We start from the raw sequence: 19,090 nt of genomic DNA on the forward strand, positions 1-19,090 counted from the left end.
AATTTCGCTTTGTCCATCTTGCAAGTTTCCATTTTGTTGCCATTGTTGGCAGATTAATACAAAATATCAACTTACACAAAATTATTTACAGCCTCTAAACTTTTGATACTTTGATAACTTTTTTAACTTTAAACATATTTAACATTTTGAGTAGGCACCCTTCTTGGCTTAATCTTTTTTATAACTCCGATTTTATTCTTTTTATAACTCCGAAAGATACTTAACTCAATTCCTAAGTTAGTGATTTATATGGCATTAGTTTGCCAATTTTTTTTAGTGTTTAAACCCATCCGTAACAGTTCCTAAACAACTGATTTAAATGAGTTTTTTTGAGCATACTATCTTTACTATTTCCTTTAATTCTCTAATAAAAGGTATTTGATAAAACTTGATTGTTTTTCAAATAAAGATTCAGCTATCTATAAACTATCGAAATCTGTCGAAATCTATTTTTTTAGACCTAATAAAGGGCTTAATTCCCCTCTAGTGCTTACATAGTGCTTACATAGCGAGATATAAAGAAAAAGGGCTTGAAGTCTATTGACTGCAAACCCTTTGTTTATTTGGTGCCCCATGTCCGACTCGAACAGACCACCTACTGATTACAAATCAGTTGCTCTACCAGATGAGCTAATGGGGCTTTAATTAAGAATAGATATTTTATACTACTTTACTAACTTTAGATGAGATTTTACTTTGTTTGTTGTATCTTGGTTCTCTTTTGTTACTTTCGTACTTGATTCTGGCTTCGTTTCCGGAATATGAACTGGAAAACTCATCCCCTGACTATTCTCTTTTGAATAGATTGCCATGACATGCGTAATCGGCACTAATAGCTCTTTAGAGATGCCATTAAATCTTGCTTTAAAACTAATCCATTCGTTATCAATTAAGAGTTCCTGACATGCTGTAGGTCCGATGTTGAGAACAATCTCATCTTTTCTTACATACTCAATAGGGACTTGCACGGTTTCATCAACAAAAACTGACAAATATGGAGTAAAGCCAAAGTCAATGCACCATTCATGCAAAGCCCTAATTAAATAAGGCTTTGTACTCGGTACCGACGTTCTTTGCGCTTCGTCTCCAATTTGCATATTAACGACGCATTACTTTTTCAGATGGTGTTAACGCCTCAATATAAGCTGGACGACTGAAAATTCTTTCCGCATATTTGAGCAATGGCGCTGCATTTCGTGACAAATCGATACCATAATGCTCGAGACGCCAAAGCAATGGTGCGATTGCAACATCTAACATGGAGAACTCTTCACCTAACATGTATTTGTTTTTTACGAAAATTGGCGCTAACATCGTTAAACGATCTCTGATGGCAAGTCTTGATTTATCAAGAACCGCTTGAGCAGCTTTGCCTTTTTCATTTTCTAAAACAGACACGTGTACAAACAACTCTTTTTCAAAATTAAATAAGAAAAGTCTGGCGCGTGCTCTTGCCACTGGATCAGGCGGCATTAATTGTGGATGTGGGAAACGCTCATCAATATACTCATTGATGATGTTTGACTCATACAAAATCAAATCTCTTTCGACCAAGATTGGAACTTGACCGTAAGGATTCATTACTGAAATGTCTTCTTGTTTGTTGAATAAATCAACGTCACGGATTTCAAAATCCATCCCTTTTTCAAACAAAACTAGGCGGCAACGTTGTGAAAATGGGCATGTTGTGCCCGAGTAAAGAACCATCATAGGAGCATTTCCTTATCAACCATAAATAGAAAAGCAGACGACCTCGGTCATCTGCCTAAGCTCACATCAAAGAATATTAATGAATACTCTTCCAATAAGCTGCATTCAATCTCCAAGCGAAAATTGTAAATACCGCTAGGAATAGTAACACAATAACACCAATTCTCTTGCGTTCTAACTGGCCAGGCTCACTCATCCAAGTTAAAAATGCCGTCAAATCTGCCATATTACTATCGTATTCTTGCTGATTCATTTTGCCAGGAGTTAATTGCTCGTATCCAGCAAAATGATGTTCGCCAGCACCACCGTGCGCACCAGCAACCTCTTCAAATTTTGCCACGCGCTCTCCTTGCAACTCCCAAAGAATATGTGGCATACCAACGTTTTTGTAAACTAAATTATTCCAACCGGTTGGTCTTGAGTCATCACGGTAGAAAGTACGCAAATACGTGTAAATCCAATCTGAGCCTCTGGATCTAGCTTCAACAGATAGGTCTGGTGGTGCTTTACCAAACCACTCTTTTGATTCTTTTTCTGCCATGGAAACTTTCATCAAGTCCCCAACTTTTTCACCGCTAAATAAGAGGTTCTGTCTGATTTGCTCATCAGTTAAACCGATATCTCTCAAACGGTTGTAACGCATACTCACTGCACTGTGGCAATTCAGGCAATAGTTCACGAAAATTTTCGCTCCATTTTGTAAAGCACTCATATCGTTTAAACGATCTGGGGCTTTATCGAGAGGAAATCCACCTTCATTCGCTACGCCAATACTTGCAATAGAAATACTTAAGGCAACTAACGCAGCTTTAAAAAAACTTGAGATTGTATTCATTTTATTATTCATTATTTTCAACCTTAATGCGCTGCAAAAATAACACGGTCTGGAACTTGTTTGAATTGACCCATCTTGCTCCAGTATGGCATTGCTAAGAAGAAACTGAAGTAGAAAATAGTACAAGTTTGAGCAATTTTCTCGGCCGTAGGTGACGGTGGCTGAATACCCAAATATCCTAGGATCACAAAACAAACAACGAAAACACCGTAAATATATTTATGGAAATCAGGTCTATAGCGAATAGATTTCACAGGTGAATTATCTAACCATGGGAGGAAGAAGAAAATTACAACAGAACCACCCATTACTAATACACCCCAAAACTTCGCATCAAAAAAGTGGAAGCCTAATCCTAAAGCAAGCAAAATTCCTGCAAAGATCGCTTTAGTTCTCATCGCCGCACCTCTAGAGGCCATCCAGAACATGACTGCTGCAAAGATCCACATTGGAATCAAGAACTCTGAAGTGGTCGCACGAAGCATTGAGTAGAACGGTGTGAAATACCATACCGGTGCAATGTGTGGAGGCGTTTGAAGTGGATTGGCAGGCACAAAGTTATTCGCTTCTAAGAAATATCCACCCATTTCAGGAGCGAAGAAAACTACAAAAGCGAAAATCATTGCAAAGACACCAACACCCATCACATCATGAACAGAGTAGAACGGGTGGAAAGGGATACCATCTAATGGAATACCTTTGGAATCTAAATTTTCTTTGATTTCAATACCATCAGGGTTATTGGAGCCCACTTCATGCAAGGCCACAATGTGCGCAGCGACTAGACCAACTAATACTAGCGGAATAGCAATCACGTGGAATGAGAAGAAGCGATTCAATGTAGCGTCACCAACAACATAATCACCACGAATCCAAAGTGACAAATCTGGTCCGATGAGAGGGATTGCTGAAAATAAATTCACAATAACCTGTGCACCCCAGTAAGACATCTGACCCCAAGGCAACAAATAGCCAAAAAATGCCTCAGCCATTAAGCACAAGAAAATCGCACAACCAAACATCCATACTAATTCACGTGGCTTACGATAAGAACCATAAATTAATCCACGGAACATGTGCATGTAAACGACGATGAAAAACATCGATGCGCCGGTTGAATGCATATAACGCACCAACCAGCCCCATGGTACTTCACGCATGATGTACTCAACAGATTGGAAGGCTTTTTCTGCATCAGGTTTGTAATGCATTACTAGGAAAATTCCAGTAATGATTTGCAAAGCTAATACGAGGATTGCTAAAGAGCCAAAAAAGTACCAAAAGTTAAAATTCTTTGGCGCGTAATACTCAGTTAAATGTCCCTTAATAGTAGCTGTTAATGGAAAGCGGGAATCAACCCAGGCCAATAACTTTTCGCCACTACTTGCATTTGCTGGAACTTCTTTTTCATGAAATGCCATTACTTATCTCCTTAAGCTTTCTTGTCTTCACCAATCAAAATCTTGGTGTCGGTTAAATACATATGTGGTGGCACTTCTAAATTATCTGGTGCAGGCTTGTTTTTAAATACACGGCCAGCCATATCAAAAGTAGAACCATGGCATGGGCATAAAAAACCACCTAACCAATCACCTGGCAGTGAAGGCTGAGCACCTTTGTCAAATTTGGCGTTTGGAGAACAACCCAAATGAGAACAAATACCCACCCCAACAAAATATTCAGGCTTAATCGATCTTCCTTCGTTACGAGCATATACTGGTGTTAAAGCATCCGGAGATCTTTCAGATTTCGGATCTGCTAAGTTAGCATCATTTTTATTCAGATCTGCAACCTGCTCAGGAGTTCTGCGGATTACCCACACAGGCTTACCACGCCACTCAATAGTTCTGAGTTCACCAGGCTGCATACCTGTGATATCCATTTCTACCGGAGCACCAGCAGCTTTTGCTTTCTCAGAGGGTGCAAAAGTATTAACTAAGGGCAAAACTACACCAGCCCCACCTATTCCACCCATAACGGAAGTGGCTATTAACCAGTTGCGGCGATCTTTGTTTAAATCAGCAGAGGTTTCTGGCTGTACATTTGTATTTTCTTCAGCGCTCATCACAATCTCAATAAATTATTTATAAGAGTATTCCCTAAGCGACATTATAAACAACCTTTTTGAAAATGATTGCGCTGATGCCCAATATTCTCTCTAAGGTCTTAATTTTCGTATACTATTCTTGTACAAAATAGTGCGAAATTTTTATTCGGAGAAAAAAATGTCAATCATTAGTGAATTCAAAGAGTTTGCAGTTAGAGGAAACGTAATGGACCTAGCTGTTGGTGTCATTATTGGTGGTGCCTTTGGTAAGATTGTCGACTCTATGGTCGGCGATATCATTATGCCGGTCATTGCATTTATTACTGGTGGTGGCATTGACTTTAGTAACTTATTTATTGTTCTTGGCCATATTCCTGAGGGAGTGAATAGAACGTATGACGCACTGAAGAAAGCCGGAGTTCCGATGTTTGCTTACGGTAACTTCTTCACTATTCTGTTGAATTTCATTATTCTTGCTTTTGTAATTTTTCAACTTGTTAAATTGATGAATAAAATTCGACTTTCAGCAGAAAATGAAGCTGCCGCAGCGCCAGAACCTGCTCCAGCACCAATATCTGAAGAAGTAATGCTTCTTCGCGAAATCCGTGACAATTTAAAAAAATAATTCGTTTTACTGCTCGTTTTTAATCTCTATACGGGGTTTGGAATATCAATAAATTGGCATTCCAAACCAAATTTTTCTTGTATGTGCTCACCAAGAGCCGTGATGCCACACCTTTCAGTAGCATGATGTCCTGCCGAAATGTAAGCCACATTAAACTCTTTGGCTAGGTGAAAAGTGGGTTCCGAGATTTCACCACTGACATAGGCGTCAACCTTTAAGTCAATGGCATCTTTAAAGTAATGTTGGGCACCCCCCGTACACCAAGCAATATTTTTCACCCTTTTGGTCATATCACCGATGATTAAGGGTTCGCGGTTTAACACTTTGGTCACGTGCTGACCCAGATCTTGTAAAGTATTTCTTTTAAGAGCTAGCTCGCCAAACCACACCATGGGATTTTGTGGATGTTGGCCTTTAATTTTAATATTCAACAATTTTGCTAACTGGACATTATTTCCTACTGCCGAATGATTATCTAAGGGCAAATGGTAAGCAAATAAATTAATTTGATGGTCCATCAGTAACTTTAGGCGATCATATAACTGACCAATGATCCTAGCATCATCATTCCTCCAAAACCAACCATGGTGCACAATGATTGCGTCTGCATTGGCGTCTATCGCTTTTTCGATGAGGTCTTTTGAAGCGGTTACCCCACAAACAATTTTTTTAATTTGCTCTTTACCCTGCACTTGCAAGCCATTTGGGCAATAATCTTTGAAATCCGTTGTCAATAAATAACTTTCTAGATATTCTGATAACTTATTACGGTTAAGTGATTTTTTCTTCATTGTTTTCAATCTGATTAAAGAGATATGTTTTATGGCTAAACGATTATGGTTAATTTTTGCTCAAGTAACAACAGTTTTCCTAGCAATCATTTTTGTTATTAGTACTTTAAAGCCGAATTTATTATCGGGTTTGAATGTTTTTAGCCCCATTTCTTCGATTACATTAAAGGAATCCGCTAGTAGTTCTGATATTGTCTCTCCCGGCTCCTATCATGATGCAGTGAAGCTTTCTATGCCAGCAGTGGTGAATATTTTTGGGAGCAAAACTGAACAAGTCGCAAAACCTCGTAATCCCCATAAATCAAAACCTTCGCAAAAACCTACGCCAAATAGTCAAGAAGAGTGGTTTAACTTTTTCTTTGGGGATCCCAACAGTCAACCAGATGAATCCCCTGAATTTAGTACGGGTTCAGGCGTAATTATCAGTAAAGAAGGCCTGATCATGACCAACCATCATGTCATCGAAGGGGCTGATTTAATTGAGGTTGCACTAGGAGACGGGCGAAAAACGAAGGCTACTTTAGTAGGTAGTGATCCAGATACTGACGTGGCAATTTTAAAAATTGATTTAAAAGACTTACCTGAACCTATTGTTTTAGCTGATATTGGTTCTGTGCGGGTTGGAGATGTCGTACTTGCGATTGGCAATCCTTTTGGGGTCGGACAAACTGTGACTTCTGGCATCGTATCTGCGTTAGGGCGCGATCATCTAGGCATTAATACTTTTGAGAATTTTATTCAAACTGATGCCGCCATTAACCCAGGCAATTCTGGAGGCGCTCTCGTCGACACCCAAGGTCGTTTAATTGGTATCAATACGGCTATTTTTTCAAAAAGTGGTGGCTCTATGGGAATCGGCTTTGCGATTCCTGTCAATCTGGCTAAACAAGTCATGGAATCGATTGTTAAAACCGGCTCTGTAACTAGGGGTTGGATTGGCGTTGAACCACGTGAAATTTCCCCTGAAGTAATACAAGCGTTTCAATTATCTGAAAATGCAAAAGGGGTTTTAATTTCTGGAGTGCTGAAAAATGGTCCCGCTGAAAAAGGTGGTATTAAGCCTGGTGATTTACTTAAACAAGTGAATGATCAAGCAATTATTGACGTCAAAAGTTTATTAAATGCCGTTGCGAACCTGCAACCGGGTACAAATGCTAATTTAAGCGTGGATCGTAAAGGCCAAACGATTAATTTTGCAGTAGTGATTGGGACCAGACCATCTCCTAAAGAAGTAAAAAGATAATATTTTTAACTATAAGACTAGCTTTAACTTTCTATTTGTAGGTAATATTTTCAAACTCTCCTTCGTCTAAAAATATTACCTACTAACCATGTCTCATCTTCCATGTTAGGTATTCGGATGGTCTCAGGCCATAGCGAGCTAGCAATCCCTCGTGGATACGCCGAAGCTCTTCGACAATTAGCGCTTGCACGCTTGCCCTCTCATTTTCTGGAACCTTTCTAGAAGTTGCTTGCTGAATAGATATAAATGGGTCAAGTTCTGGGTGAGTAATCACATCATGGATTGTCTGTTTAATGAAGTCCCTCCAAACTAAGCGAAGGGGGTCGGGTTCAGCTAGATCCTGTTTAATTACTAAATATTCTTGTGTAGAACGCTCGTATGCCCAAACATAAAGATCTCGTAACAATTCCACTCTGGTCATTTCATAAACCCCTAGGATTGCTCGACTGTATGCTTGTTCAGGTACATCTAAAAATGTAAGGGGGCATAAGTTTGCTTGAAACAATGGTAAATTTGCAGCTAGTCGAGAGGTACGTTTATTAATATCGGCAAATGGTTGTAAATAAGGTAAATGCACCATTGTGAAAAATGACTGCTCGAATGGGTCACGAATTTGATTTACCTTGCTGAGAAAAATATCTAATTGCTCATCAATTTGCTGAGGCGTCGTTAAAGGTCTGTAAACACTTTTTCCAATTTGGACAGTGTGTTGGCGAATTCGACCTTCATCAGCTGGATTAGGTAATAAGTTTTCAGCTAACGCGCTGTGCAAATTCATCAAGGTATAACGATTATATTCTGCTGTATCAACATTGTTCACTAACATCTCAATCGCACTTTTATGGTTCAAGATCATTTGTGTTTCGATAGCCGCTTTACCAAGTGCTACCTTTCCATGTTCAAAAAGTTCAAGCGTATCTAAACGAGAGTAGGTATTTCCTTCTAAATGACTGGACGCCCACGATAAGTCAATTAATAAACGATTTAAAATGGCTCGACTATAAGTTCCCGCTGGCTCATCAATTTCTCCAGCTTTACCCATCTTATAGAGTTGTCTACGAAGTGGTTCGGATAAATACCATGTCTCATTTGGTCGATATGACTCTAAAAAATCACTCTGATAGCCAATCGGTTTTCGAGCCTCAAAAGATTGATCAATATACGAAAGGATATCTTTACTATCAGCTGACAGTGGAATAAATTTTGGGTATACCTCTTTTCCGCTTTTTGGTACTTCGTTTTTAGGCTTTTCACGACTGACATCAAAATATCGGCGCGACTTACTATTTCCACTCGCTAAAATTTCACCCGCTTTAATCAAATTTACAATCTGTCGCTGGATGGTACGCCTAGGAATCTCAGGATGCCGCTCCAACAGTTCAAATAAAGCTAGTCCGTCTTTTGATGATTGGATACTTTTCAGTAACTCGATTGTGGTTAATTTAGTCATTGTGGCGCAGATTGAATACAATATGTACTAATTATGGCGCAGATGGGTCATCTGCGCCATGGTTTTTCACAATTTTTGGCGCATATCACCCATCTGCGCCACTTTTTAATAATTTCTTATGTCTTTTATTGGAATCAACTGAAGTGGATGCAGTGAATCTATAATAAATAAATGACTGATCAACACTGGACTGATAGAAGCTTAAACGCTGTTTGGCACCCATGTACCCAAATGAAGGCTCATGAAGAGTCTCCATTGCTTGCGATTAAAAATGGTAGAGGAGTGTTTCTATATGACTATGAGGGTAACTCGTACCTAGACTCGATTAGTTCATGGTGGACTAATCTATTTGGCCATGCCAACCCTTCAATTAATCAAGCCATCATCAACCAGCTGGGTGAAGTTGAGCATGTGATGCTTGCTGGAATGACGCATCGTCCCGTAGTGGAATTATCAGAACGATTAAGCGCCTTAACTGGCCATCATCTTGGTCGGGCGTTCTACGGATCTGACGGTGCTTCTGCGGTTGAAATTGCTTTAAAGATGAGTTTTCATTATTGGCGTAATGTCGGTCTAACCAAGAAATCTCGTTTTGTCTGTTTACAAAATAGTTATCACGGCGAAACACTGGGGGCTCTGGGTGTTACGGACATTCCTTTATTTAGTGATACCTACAGCCCCTTGATTCAACGCCCGATTCTTTGTCAATCACCGGTTCCTTTAAGTGATTCAGTATCTTTGGAAGAAGCAACTCAAATCGCAATTAATGACTTAAAGCTGACGTTGGCAGCAAATCATGAAGAAATAGCATGCTTCATCCTAGAACCCATGATTCAATGTGCTGCTGGTATGCAAATGTATAGTGCCGACTACCTAAAAGCTGCGAGAGCACTCTGTTCAGAGTACCAAGTATTACTGATTGCGGATGAAATTGCCGTAGGTTTCGGACGTACTGGCAAATTCTTTGCCTGTGAACACGCGGGTATTTGGCCCGATCTCATGACCTTATCAAAAGGCTTAACGGGAGGCTACTTACCACTTTCAGTGGTTCTATCTACCGAAACTATTTATCAAGCTTTTTACCAAGATGATGTCCGTTTAGGTTTTTTACACTCCCACTCTTATACGGGCAACCCTCTCGCCTGTACCGCAGCTGTAGCCACCTTGGATTTATTTGAAACATCTAAGGCCTTAGCGCTAGTCAATGATCTAGCTAATCAGCTATCAACCGCTTTTGAATGGGTAAAGGTGGATGACCGACTGACGAATATTCGACAATTAGGCTCCATTCTTGCTTTTGATGTGATGGTCAATCGACTGCCACAGAATTTTTCTAGGAAATTTGCTAGCCTTGCCTTAGAGCATGGCTTATTGATCCGTCCTATCGGGAATACAGTTTATGTCATGCCACCCTACATTATTTCCTCGTCTGAAATTGAATTTCTGAGCAATGTCATCAAAATTTGTATCAATGCACTTTTAAAGGAAAAGCTTTGAGCGCTTGGTTAAATTCTTTACAGGCGGCGATGGGTCAGCTCGATCAATCGGGGCTGATTCGATCCTTAAAAATTCGTGAATCACCGAATGCTCCGTTTGTAACATTAAATGGACAAGAGAAATTAGCTTTTTGTAGCAATGATTATTTAGGGCTCAGTTATCATCCAGAGCTAATTGCCGCGTTGCATGAGGGATCTGAGTTGTATGGCACTGGGAGTGGAGCTAGTAGTCTCATTAGTGGCCACACTTCAGTACATGCACAACTTGAGTTACGACTTGCTAAAACTCAAGCCAACCATATTCCGAATGCCGGTGCCTCCTATATCAGCACCGGTTTTATGGCAAATATCGCAGTGATCACCGCCCTATCGACTTTAGGCAATATCTCAATCTACTCGGATGCACTTAATCACGCCTCGATTATTGATGCGATTCGCTTGGCCAAAGCTTCTCACCAAGCAACTTGTTATATCTATCAGCACGCAGATTACGAACAATTGAGTCAATTACTCAGGCTAGATGACAACCCTTTAAAGTTGATTGTCTCCGATGGTGTGTTCAGCATGGATGGCGATATTGTTGACTTGCCACAACTATTAGGTATCGCAAATCAATTTGATGCGCTCTTATATATCGATGACGCCCATGGCTTTGGCGTGCTCGGCACTCAGGGTCACGGAATTCTAGAGCATTTCAACATGAAGGCGAATAACTTAATTTATATGGGTACTCTTGGCAAATCTGCTGGCATAGCAGGTGCATTTGTCGTAGCTTCTCAAGAATGGATTGACTGGCTCATTCAAAAAGCCAGGCCGGTCATTTATTCTACTGCTCCGCCGCCCAATCTGGCCTTTGCCTTGATGAAAAGCATTGACCTCATCACTAGTGAGGAAGGTGCTAAGCGTCGCAAACATTTAAATAGATTAATTGAGTATTGGTCAGCTAACGCCAAATTTTCTAAATGGCGCACCATTCCCTCCCAAACAGCGATTCAACCTCTCCTCATTGGTTCAAATCATGAGGTTTTGAGAGTTTCTCAAGAACTTTCGAACGCCAACCTTTGGGTACCTGCCATTCGACCACCGACCGTGCCAGCGAATACGGGTAGACTTCGCATTGCTTTAAATGTCTTACATGAACTTGACCACCTTGAGCTACTGATTCATCGCTTAAAGGAAATTGAATGACTAGTTTTTTTATCACTGGGACTGATACTGAAGTTGGTAAAACTTTAATTACTGGGGCAATCATTTACCAATTACAAGAACAAGGTTATAGCGTTTGTGGATTTAAACCCGTTGTAGCTGGTTTGGTGTCAGCTGAACAAGGTTGGATGAATGAAGATTTAGAGACTTTACTGACTATTTCGAACCGTAACAAATCACCAGCAGATGCATTAACTGATGAACAAATCTGCCCGTACACCCTACACTCCGCTGCGGCTCCCCATTTGGTGGCGCATGAAGAAGGTATCGTACTCGACCTAGAAACCATGCGAAGTGCTTTTGTAAAATTGCTTGATCAACATCATATCGTTGTCGTAGAAGGGGCTGGGGGCTTTCTCGTGCCAATCTCCGAATCCGTAACTTTGGGGGATTTTGCTGAATTATTGAATTTGCCAGTCATTTTAGTCGTGGATATTCGTCTTGGATGTATCAATCATGCCTTATTAACGGCTGCATCTATTGATCAGCACAAACTACGTCTAGTTGGATGGGTTGCCAATTTCACCGCTCCTCCCGGACCTTATTCTGAAGAAAATATTCAAACCCTACAATCGATGCTATGGCATCAATATCAGGCGAAGTGCCTTGGCGTGATTCCCTACCAACCGACTCTCAAAACACCTTACTCGATCGATGATATTGAACAAGTTGCTCATTTCCTTACGATCGATTCTTTATTAGTTCAGTCCGAATGAAGGTAATAACAAACTAACCTAAGACATCTATAAGTTACAGTTTCTCGACTGGCTTCACTTCAATATTTTTCCGACCCAGATTGTTCGTGAATTGACGCATCGCTTCTTTGTATCCTGATTCGATGTACTGAACCGTCCGTGGAGTATCAAACAATGGTGCTGTACTGAGCGTTTTTGCCAATAATTCATGATAGTGTTGATAGGTTGATGGTGAAGAAGCTAATGAAATTGCTAACGCAATATACTCGTCAAGGCTTTCAGTGACTAGTTCCTCCAAACCACAGTTCTTTAGCAAACTCTTGCCCATTCGACTTGGCATCGACTGACCGCTTAAAGTTAACACGGGCAAGCCCATCCACAATGCATCGCTAATTGTCGTACCACCGTTATATGGATAGGTATCCAAAAAGAGGTCAGCTGACAAATAACTGGCTAAATAATCTTCAAACGGTAGTTTATTGGTAAAAATAATTCTACTTGGTTCAATGCTTTCCTTCTGGGCCATCTTCTTGAGTCGATCGTCTGATTCCGGACTTTCAGAAATAAGCCACAGAAAAGTATTGCTCGTAGCTTTAAGCATTGCTAACCAGGCATGAAATATTTTAGGGGTAACTTTGATGCGATTATTTAAGCAAGCGAAAATGAACCCATCCTCTGGCAAGCCCAATGATGGCGGATTAACTTTATTCACAGGCCGTATTCTTCGAGAGTCATTGATTTGAAAGCACTCAGGTAAATACATCATCTTTTCATAAAAATACTGACTAATGGTTTCAGGGACAATAGTTTTATCGGCAATGAGGTAGTCCATATTTTCAAAACCTAAGGAACCTAAAAACCCCAAATAACTCATCTGAATAGGTGCGATACGTTGTTTAAAAATACTTGGTCGTGAATGTAGGGTATGCCCAGCCAAATCAATGGCTATATCAATGTTTAATGTTCGACAAAGCTCTAAAAGTTGATCATCGGATAAAGTGTCTTCCAAATCATAAAAGGTGTCAAAAGCGTTCATGACACGCTCTCTCATTTGATCGTTTTGTGCTTGTTTTTTGATTGAGATGCCAATCACTTCAAACGCTGTTCGATCATGTAACTCAAATAATTCTGCTGTTAGATTTGTGACTGCATGATTTTTAAAATCAGGTGATACGTAAGCTATCTTGATTTTTTGAGCAGGGTCTTTCGCTTGATATTGAAATGGGCTTGATGGAGTGATTAATCTTTTTTTTGAGTATGTTTTTACGCATTCAAAATGCAACTTTGGCTGGTCCGAAATATACAATAAATCCAAGGGATTAATAATGTTTTTCTTTAATTGAACACTCTCTTCAATTTTTTTTATTAAATCCTTTGACTCTCCCCACTGACCAATCAATTGATTAGAGACCGTATATCTACCCATCACATAATCTTTATTGGGCTCTAATTGATATGCTTTTTTATATAAATGATTGGCTAATTCATAACTCTTTTGTTGGTCATTTAGGATGCCTAGATGATAAAAAGACTCTGCCAACAAGGGGTTGAGCTCAATACTACGTTGAAGCGATTTCTCTGCTTGTGCGTAATGACCTAATTCACTATACAAAAGCCCTAAATTGGTATGTGCATCAGCTAAAGTTAAATGGTCGATATGCGTTGCATTTACTAGTTTTTTGAAACAATCTAAAGCCTTAGCGTGATTACCGAGTTGACCTTGAATAACACCAAAATTCAGGATAGTGTTGATATGACTAGGGTTTATTTCCAAAGCCTTTTCATAATACGTAATAGCAATGTTTACCTCACCCATTGCCTCATACGTATTCCCAAGATTGAATAAGAGATCAGCCGAGTGACTATTTATCGTTAAAGCCTTTAAATAATGCTTCAGCGCCTCATCTAATTTGTTTATTTTTACTAAAGCGGTTCCCAGCAGATAATGTGCCTCATAAAAATGGTCGTATTTTGAGATCGCTGTTTTTAGGTAATTGATCGCGGTGGATGTTTTATTTTTCTCTAAATAAAGCAGTCCGAGATAATAAAAAACTTCGATAGACGATTCTGTTTTTTTTGAGGCTGCAAGCAGGTATTTTTCGGTTTCCTTCAGATTTCCTAAGCGGCCATAACAATATCCCATTAACTCATTGGATCTGGCAGTGTGTTGCGGGAGCGTCTTTAAAATTTCGATGACATCAACGTATCGATTTTCTTGAAAAGCTATCTCCGCGTCTGCTACTGCATTACTTTTAGATGTCGGTGTTAATGGCGGTCTCATACCCTTCATTATATCTACAGTGTTTTTACCGGTTTCAATAACTATGAAAAAAGCCACTGTATTTCTACAGTGGCTTTTCATTACAACGTATTTACTACAACATCTATCTAATCAAGTAGGCTCAAGTCCTACATCAAATTAGAAGTTGTGAACTACACCAAGACCAACAGAAGTTTGTGTTGTGTTTGGCAATGCAGCGTAACCTGTTACAGCAGTTGGGTTTTGGCTTGTGTTAACTTGAACTGGTTGGAAGTTTCCGTATGCAGTTGTTGAACCAGCATAACTACCAGCACCGTTTTTAGCTACGCCAACTTGAGCGTAAAGCATTGTACGCTTGCTTAAGCTATAACGTGCTTGTGCATTGTACAAGCTTGAATCTGAGTTAGTAACAGCATAGTTCAAACCTAACAATAATGCTGGGCTAGCATTGTATCCAAGACCAACAATGTGTGTAACGCTATTGTAAGTTTTGGCAGCTGAAGCTGCAGGCAATGAAGTTCCAGAATTGTAATCTGCGTGACCAAAACCATAACCAACTTCAAAAGTTGGAGAAACTTTGTATCTTGCGCCTAATACGTAACCTTTTAAATCACCTGGCTTAGATGAGTTTTGAATCCAAGCTGTTGATGATATGTCAGTAGTCGGTAGATTTGAACTAGACAAAGCAGAACCAGTCAAGTTATTCATTGCATTTTGTTGATTGTAACCAGCTGTCAACATTAAGCCACCGAGGTTATAAAATGCGTTTGCTGCGAAAGCTGAACCACCTGTTGCATCATCAACTTGTTGTGATGCTGAGTATGCAGCTTTAACTCTCAAACCATTGAGGTTAGGAGATTGATATGAAATCGCGTTTGACATGTAGTCACCCATTGAGTAACCAGCTGCAGAACGGATTAAGTTTACTGAGTTACCTTCAACTGGAACCAAGTTTGCAGAAGCTGCAACTAATGGGTTACCTTGTTGACCTAAACGTACTTCACCCCATGTGCCAGCTAAACCTACGTTAGCTGAACGACGGAAAATTTGATCAATACCAGTCGTTGTATTTTTGTAAACAGAACCGTTTAACGCGTTAATATCGCCTTCGAGGTTGAAAATTGCTTTCAAACCGCCACCTAAATCTTCTTCGCCTTTTAAGCCCCAAACGTTACTGAAAATACCGTAGTCAGTCATTGCTAATGCATTACCAGTAGCTGTTGGTGTAGAAGTTGAAGTTGTACCAGAAGCGCCAGTAGCCAAACCTGCGTTGTTGATATAAGTTAACGCAACGTCGATAGTACCGTACAAAGTAACGCTAGACTGAGCTTGTGCTGCACCAGCGAAAGCACTTAATGCTGCGAGAGCGAATAGTGATTTTTTCATTCGTAAATCTCCAAAAAATTAAAAAGAAAAGTTATTTGTAACATCATCCCCGTTTCCGAGGAATATCCTATCATCCAACAAAGTTGTGCCAATTTCATTAAAACTTTGTTGATAGTGTTGTTTTCTTGCTGAAATTGACGAATCTTTTGGGATCATGTTGTTTCTTGACAACGCCCGAATATCATCAAATCTGAGGGTTTTTTTTAACCGCCTATTTAGAAAAAATCTTATTTTTCAATAAGCTAGTATTAACTTACTGCATCCTCTTGCTTTGGCACGTAAAACCGCGCAATCAACAGTCCAAACTCATATAAAACGCACAATGGAATCGCCAATAGTAATTGCGACATGATATCCGGCGGAGTGACTACCGCTGAAATCACAAATGCGCCAACAATCACATAAGGCCGGATCTCTTTTAGCTTGGCAAGGGGTACTAATCCCATACGAACTAAAACTACGACTACCACTGGTACCTCAAAGGTAAACCCAAAGGCTAAAAAGGTTGTCATCGCAAAACTTAAATATTTATCAATATCCGTACTCATGTCAGCGCCTAGCGGGGCGTTATAACTCACCATGAAGGAAAACACTGTTGGGAATACTAAAAAGTAGGCAAAAGACATGCCAATTAAAAACAAGGTATAGGTACTCACCACTAAAGGTAAGATTAATTTTTTCTCATGCTGGTAGAGGCCCGGCGCAATAAAAGCCCATATTTGATAAGTTACTATTGGCAATGCGACCACAAACGCCGCCATTAAGGTCACCTTAATCGGCACAAAGAAGGAGCCGGTTACATCCGTCACAATCATATGTGCTCCCTTAGGGAGAACATCTAACATGGGTTTCGCTAACAAGTGAAAAATATCAGGCGCCCAATAAACCATGCTAACAAACACAATCAAAACGGCCGCACTCGCCTTAATAATTCGATCACGCAACTCTACAAGGTGTGTAAAGAAGGTTTCTTCTTGGGTAGGGGGCGCATTTAATTGTTTTTGATCATCGCTCATAAAGTTATTAGACCTGTTTTATGCCCATTCGCTGACTGGTTGATTTGGTATTGAACACCAAAGTTGTTTAGTAATTTAGAAAAAAGAGCTTGAAGGGCGTTGTTGACTGGCGGCGCGACGAAAGCGCTTCACTCTAGCTGATCCGGACTGAACGCGTGTCTTGATACCCGTGGATTGCTTAAACCAAATCGGTATGGCGCCCTTTTTATTCCGCCAAGAATTCCTTCCTTGACGACGATTACTTTTATATTGGGTATATCTCGAAGTGGAAGTATCTACTCCGATTGACTCGGCAGAGTAATCGGTAGTCTGATCATTCAAACTTTGATTGAGATCATTCGAGAAATTACCGATGGATTGATTGACTTCAGAAATTTGCGAAGAAACTGCCTCATTAAGTCCTTGAAAGTCACTCTTTGCCGCATTAAAGGCATCCGTCGCTTCTTGCTTCATCTTCTTGAGCTCTTCTTGCTCCATCTGACGACTGACCTCCTGCTTCACTTCATTCATATATCTTTGAGCGCGGCCGAAGAGGTTACCGACGGTTCTGGCGACCATTGGGAGGCGCTCAGGACCTAAAACAACTAAAGCAACCACTGAAATGAGAGCAATTTTAGAAAAGCCAATATCAATCATTAATTAACGACTTTCATGATTGTGGAGTTTTGCACATAGTAGTTTCAATGGTCACTCAAAAAATTAACGAACTTCTTTGGAAGCAACATCCACTGTCTTAGGGTCATGCGCTGTAGCTTGTGCACTTTGCGTAACCTGTTGAGTAGCAGCAGTAGTCTCCGTAGAAGCCTCTTCTTTTTCGCTAGGCTTCATGCCCTCTTTAAAACCTTTTACTGCGGCACCCATATCTGAGCCGATATTGCGTAATTTTTTTGTTCCAAAAACCAGCAATACAACTGCTAACACGATTACCCAATGAATTGGACTCATTCCACCCATGTCAACTCCTTCAATTTTATCGATTTAAATATTTATTTAGTTCCACCCGGCAACTGCTGATTTCCAAGACGTTTGCCAGCTAAAACATGCAAATGCATATGGTATACCTCTTGGCCACCTTCTGCACCATTATTCATTAAAATTTTGAACCCACCTGTTTGCCCTGGATTTGCACCCTCTTGAATAGCAAGTTCTGGTATCTTCAACATTATTTTACCTAATAACTGTGTATCTTCACTACTTGCATCACAAAGCATTGGCAGATGTTTTTTAGGTATCACTAAAAAGTGAATTGGGGCTGCTGGATTGATGTCATGAAAAGCTAACATTTCTTCATCTTCATACACTTTTCTGGAAGGAATCTTCCCTTCAATAATCTTACAGAAAATACAGTTATCACCACCCATGTCTTGCTCCATTTTTTGATTGAGGCCTGCCCTATTGGACGATTACTTCTACCAGATACTCTTTTTATTCTTTAACTCTTGATTCTTTCTCAACGATCCCACTCATACCTTCGCGTCTGCCCAGCTCTCCAAGTACGTCTTTAGAAGTTAAGTCGAACTGCCCGAGCAAAACGAGGCTATGAAACCATAAATCAGCCACTTCACCAACTAACTTTGCCTGATATTCACTATTAAACCGTCCTTCGATGACATTTGTACGACTATCTTTTGCCGCCATCACCACTTCGGTCGCTTCTTCACCAATTTTTTTCAGAATGGCATCATCGCCCTTCTTCATGAGTTTTGCCACATAAGACAGTGCATCCACATTGCCCTCTTGTACACTAGCCCGTCGACTAGCAATGGTTGCATCTAAGACTTCTAAAATCTGATTTAGCTGATTGCTCATGGAATTCTCCACCCTTGGTAGTATTTCTTTACTCAAACATCTTCCCTAAAAACCTCAAAGTTCTATGTCTAGCTAACTAGTGGTCGTTTTTTTGGGTCTCAGATTGCCAAACATATGGTGTTTGAGATTGATCGAGGAGGTTAAAAAAACAAGAATGTGCCCCAGTATGGCAAGCTACCCCCGTTTGTTCAACCATGAGTACGATGGTATCGCCATCACAATCGAGCAAAATCTCCTTCACTTTCTGGAAATGCCCCGATTCTTCACCCTTATGCCATCTTTTCCCACGGGAACGTGACCAATAAACGGCCTGACCCAACTCCACGGTTTCTTGCAGTGAGGCTAAATTCATCCATGCCATCATCAATATTTTATTAGTGCCCACTTCTTGCGCGATAGCAGGAACTAAACCTTGCGAGTTCCATTTAACTGCATCCAACCAATTAGTGGAAACCTTGCCTTGTAATGTTGTGTTCATCGTATTCATAACAAGATTTTAATTCAGCGCTGTCGAATTTTGT

Annotated in this window: 20 protein-coding genes and 1 tRNA gene; 5 read left to right on the plus strand and 16 right to left on the minus strand. The window is 40.1% G+C overall.

Annotation, left to right across the window (positions count from 1 at the left end):
- Positions 1 to 564 precede the first annotated feature (564 nt).
- From B8983_RS12440 to petA, 6 genes are all read right to left on the minus strand, one after another.
- Positions 565 to 640: transfer RNA gene (locus B8983_RS12440), tRNA-Thr, on the minus strand.
- A gap of 25 nt (positions 641 to 665) precedes the next feature.
- The gene (locus tag B8983_RS12445; protein WP_084285528.1) at positions 666 to 1,097 is read right to left on the minus strand and encodes a ClpXP protease specificity-enhancing factor; all 432 of its coding nucleotides are present in this window, start codon (positions 1,095 to 1,097) and stop codon (positions 666 to 668) included.
- Position 1,098: 1 nt separating this feature from the next.
- Complete coding sequence (locus B8983_RS12450) at positions 1,099 to 1,710, minus strand: glutathione S-transferase N-terminal domain-containing protein (protein ID WP_084285533.1); 612 nt, start codon at positions 1,708 to 1,710, stop codon at positions 1,099 to 1,101.
- A gap of 76 nt (positions 1,711 to 1,786) precedes the next feature.
- Positions 1,787 to 2,557, minus strand: coding sequence for a cytochrome c1 (locus tag B8983_RS12455; protein ID WP_084285538.1), 771 nt, complete (start codon positions 2,555 to 2,557; stop codon positions 1,787 to 1,789).
- 11 nt (positions 2,558 to 2,568) lie between these two features.
- Entirely contained in the window at positions 2,569 to 3,966 is a 1,398-nt protein-coding gene (locus tag B8983_RS12460; protein ID WP_084285540.1) for a cytochrome b, read from the minus strand.
- An 11-nt stretch (positions 3,967 to 3,977) separates the two neighbouring features.
- A complete protein-coding gene (gene petA, locus B8983_RS12465; RefSeq protein ID WP_084285542.1) occupies positions 3,978 to 4,610 on the minus strand; it encodes a ubiquinol-cytochrome c reductase iron-sulfur subunit in 633 nt (210 codons plus the stop codon).
- A 160-nt stretch (positions 4,611 to 4,770) separates the two neighbouring features.
- Here petA and mscL point away from each other — a divergent pair, with 160 nt between their 5' ends.
- On the plus strand, positions 4,771 to 5,217 hold the full coding sequence (mscL, locus tag B8983_RS12470) for a large conductance mechanosensitive channel protein MscL (protein WP_084285546.1): 447 nt from the start codon (positions 4,771 to 4,773) through the stop codon (positions 5,215 to 5,217).
- Positions 5,218 to 5,243: 26 nt separating this feature from the next.
- Here the strand turns inward: mscL and B8983_RS12475 are convergent, their stop codons facing one another.
- Entirely contained in the window at positions 5,244 to 6,008 is a 765-nt protein-coding gene (locus B8983_RS12475; protein WP_084285548.1) for a Nif3-like dinuclear metal center hexameric protein, read from the minus strand.
- Positions 6,009 to 6,039: 31 nt separating this feature from the next.
- Here B8983_RS12475 and B8983_RS12480 point away from each other — a divergent pair, with 31 nt between their 5' ends.
- Positions 6,040 to 7,251 (plus strand): S1C family serine protease, encoded by a 1,212-nt coding sequence (locus tag B8983_RS12480; protein WP_084285550.1) that lies wholly within the window; start codon positions 6,040 to 6,042, stop codon positions 7,249 to 7,251.
- Positions 7,252 to 7,333: 82 nt separating this feature from the next.
- Here B8983_RS12480 and B8983_RS12485 read toward each other — a convergent pair whose 3' ends face one another.
- Positions 7,334 to 8,701: a Fic family protein gene (locus tag B8983_RS12485; RefSeq protein WP_084285551.1), complete on the minus strand. Its 1,368-nt coding sequence runs from the start codon at positions 8,699 to 8,701 to the stop codon at positions 7,334 to 7,336.
- A gap of 171 nt (positions 8,702 to 8,872) precedes the next feature.
- On the opposite strand from B8983_RS12485, the gene bioA reads away from it, so the two are divergent.
- The 3 genes from bioA to bioD are packed head-to-tail and all read left to right on the plus strand — an operon-like array spanning position 8,873 to position 12,119.
- Positions 8,873 to 10,198 (plus strand): adenosylmethionine--8-amino-7-oxononanoate transaminase, encoded by a 1,326-nt coding sequence (gene bioA, locus B8983_RS12490; RefSeq protein WP_084285553.1) that lies wholly within the window; start codon positions 8,873 to 8,875, stop codon positions 10,196 to 10,198.
- Positions 10,195 to 11,385 (plus strand): aminotransferase class I/II-fold pyridoxal phosphate-dependent enzyme, encoded by a 1,191-nt coding sequence (locus B8983_RS12495; RefSeq protein WP_200806906.1) that lies wholly within the window; start codon positions 10,195 to 10,197, stop codon positions 11,383 to 11,385. Before bioA ends, B8983_RS12495 begins: the two co-directional genes overlap by 4 nt.
- The gene (gene bioD, locus B8983_RS12500; RefSeq protein ID WP_084285555.1) at positions 11,382 to 12,119 is read left to right on the plus strand and encodes a dethiobiotin synthase; all 738 of its coding nucleotides are present in this window, start codon (positions 11,382 to 11,384) and stop codon (positions 12,117 to 12,119) included. The genes B8983_RS12495 and bioD overlap by 4 nt, the downstream gene beginning before the upstream one ends.
- Positions 12,120 to 12,153: 34 nt before the next feature.
- On the opposite strand, the gene B8983_RS12505 is transcribed toward bioD, so the two are convergent.
- The 8 genes from B8983_RS12505 to hisI all read right to left on the minus strand — a co-directional run bounded on the left by B8983_RS12505 (position 12,154) and on the right by hisI (position 19,047).
- Entirely contained in the window at positions 12,154 to 14,379 is a 2,226-nt protein-coding gene (locus B8983_RS12505) for a tetratricopeptide repeat protein (RefSeq protein WP_159460906.1), read from the minus strand.
- Positions 14,380 to 14,517: 138 nt separating this feature from the next.
- The gene (locus B8983_RS12510) at positions 14,518 to 15,744 is read right to left on the minus strand and encodes a porin (RefSeq protein WP_084285559.1); all 1,227 of its coding nucleotides are present in this window, start codon (positions 15,742 to 15,744) and stop codon (positions 14,518 to 14,520) included.
- 248 nt (positions 15,745 to 15,992) lie between these two features.
- Positions 15,993 to 16,760: a twin-arginine translocase subunit TatC gene (gene tatC, locus B8983_RS12515; RefSeq protein ID WP_084285561.1), complete on the minus strand. Its 768-nt coding sequence runs from the start codon at positions 16,758 to 16,760 to the stop codon at positions 15,993 to 15,995.
- A 75-nt stretch (positions 16,761 to 16,835) separates the two neighbouring features.
- Entirely contained in the window at positions 16,836 to 17,396 is a 561-nt protein-coding gene (gene tatB / locus B8983_RS12520; RefSeq protein ID WP_084285563.1) for a Sec-independent protein translocase protein TatB, read from the minus strand.
- Positions 17,397 to 17,459: 63 nt separating this feature from the next.
- A complete protein-coding gene (gene tatA / locus B8983_RS12525; protein WP_084285565.1) occupies positions 17,460 to 17,714 on the minus strand; it encodes a Sec-independent protein translocase subunit TatA in 255 nt (84 codons plus the stop codon).
- Positions 17,715 to 17,746: 32 nt separating this feature from the next.
- A complete protein-coding gene (locus B8983_RS12530) occupies positions 17,747 to 18,121 on the minus strand; it encodes a histidine triad nucleotide-binding protein (RefSeq protein ID WP_084285567.1) in 375 nt (124 codons plus the stop codon).
- A gap of 64 nt (positions 18,122 to 18,185) precedes the next feature.
- Positions 18,186 to 18,569, minus strand: a complete 384-nt coding sequence (locus B8983_RS12535) for a phosphoribosyl-ATP diphosphatase (protein ID WP_084285570.1) — start codon at positions 18,567 to 18,569, stop codon at positions 18,186 to 18,188.
- A 76-nt stretch (positions 18,570 to 18,645) separates the two neighbouring features.
- Complete coding sequence (gene hisI / locus B8983_RS12540) at positions 18,646 to 19,047, minus strand: phosphoribosyl-AMP cyclohydrolase (RefSeq protein ID WP_143736184.1); 402 nt, start codon at positions 19,045 to 19,047, stop codon at positions 18,646 to 18,648.
- Between the last annotated feature and the right edge of the window lie 43 nt (positions 19,048 to 19,090).

Origin of the sequence: Polynucleobacter kasalickyi (genome assembly GCF_900176405.1) — a bacterium.
Classification (GTDB): domain Bacteria; phylum Pseudomonadota; class Gammaproteobacteria; order Burkholderiales; family Burkholderiaceae; genus Polynucleobacter; species Polynucleobacter kasalickyi.

What these genes read in the sequence shown, in the direction of transcription:
- B8983_RS12475 (WP_084285548.1), bottom strand. Translation starts at nt 6,008, where the DNA reads ATGAAGAAAAAATCACTTAACCGTAATAAGTTATCAGAATATCTAGAA.
- B8983_RS12505 (WP_159460906.1), bottom strand. Translation starts at nt 14,379, where the DNA reads ATGAGACCGCCATTAACACCGACATCTAAAAGTAATGCAGTAGCAGAC.
- B8983_RS12510 (WP_084285559.1), bottom strand. Translation starts at nt 15,744, where the DNA reads ATGAAAAAATCACTATTCGCTCTCGCAGCATTAAGTGCTTTCGCTGGT.
- hisI (WP_143736184.1), bottom strand. Translation starts at nt 19,047, where the DNA reads ATGAACACAACATTACAAGGCAAGGTTTCCACTAATTGGTTGGATGCA.
- B8983_RS12480 (WP_084285550.1), top strand. Translation starts at nt 6,040, where the DNA reads ATGGCTAAACGATTATGGTTAATTTTTGCTCAAGTAACAACAGTTTTC.
- B8983_RS12460 (WP_084285540.1), bottom strand. Translation starts at nt 3,966, where the DNA reads ATGGCATTTCATGAAAAAGAAGTTCCAGCAAATGCAAGTAGTGGCGAA.
- bioD (WP_084285555.1), top strand. Translation starts at nt 11,382, where the DNA reads ATGACTAGTTTTTTTATCACTGGGACTGATACTGAAGTTGGTAAAACT.
- B8983_RS12535 (WP_084285570.1), bottom strand. Translation starts at nt 18,569, where the DNA reads ATGAGCAATCAGCTAAATCAGATTTTAGAAGTCTTAGATGCAACCATT.
- B8983_RS12485 (WP_084285551.1), bottom strand. Translation starts at nt 8,701, where the DNA reads ATGACTAAATTAACCACAATCGAGTTACTGAAAAGTATCCAATCATCA.
- B8983_RS12450 (WP_084285533.1), bottom strand. Translation starts at nt 1,710, where the DNA reads ATGATGGTTCTTTACTCGGGCACAACATGCCCATTTTCACAACGTTGC.
- tatC (WP_084285561.1), bottom strand. Translation starts at nt 16,760, where the DNA reads ATGAGCGATGATCAAAAACAATTAAATGCGCCCCCTACCCAAGAAGAA.
- bioA (WP_084285553.1), top strand. Translation starts at nt 8,873, where the DNA reads ATGACTGATCAACACTGGACTGATAGAAGCTTAAACGCTGTTTGGCAC.
- tatA (WP_084285565.1), bottom strand. Translation starts at nt 17,714, where the DNA reads ATGGGTGGAATGAGTCCAATTCATTGGGTAATCGTGTTAGCAGTTGTA.
- mscL (WP_084285546.1), top strand. Translation starts at nt 4,771, where the DNA reads ATGTCAATCATTAGTGAATTCAAAGAGTTTGCAGTTAGAGGAAACGTA.
- B8983_RS12445 (WP_084285528.1), bottom strand. Translation starts at nt 1,097, where the DNA reads ATGCAAATTGGAGACGAAGCGCAAAGAACGTCGGTACCGAGTACAAAG.
- B8983_RS12530 (WP_084285567.1), bottom strand. Translation starts at nt 18,121, where the DNA reads ATGGGTGGTGATAACTGTATTTTCTGTAAGATTATTGAAGGGAAGATT.
- B8983_RS12455 (WP_084285538.1), bottom strand. Translation starts at nt 2,557, where the DNA reads ATGAATAATAAAATGAATACAATCTCAAGTTTTTTTAAAGCTGCGTTA.
- petA (WP_084285542.1), bottom strand. Translation starts at nt 4,610, where the DNA reads ATGAGCGCTGAAGAAAATACAAATGTACAGCCAGAAACCTCTGCTGAT.
- tatB (WP_084285563.1), bottom strand. Translation starts at nt 17,396, where the DNA reads ATGATTGATATTGGCTTTTCTAAAATTGCTCTCATTTCAGTGGTTGCT.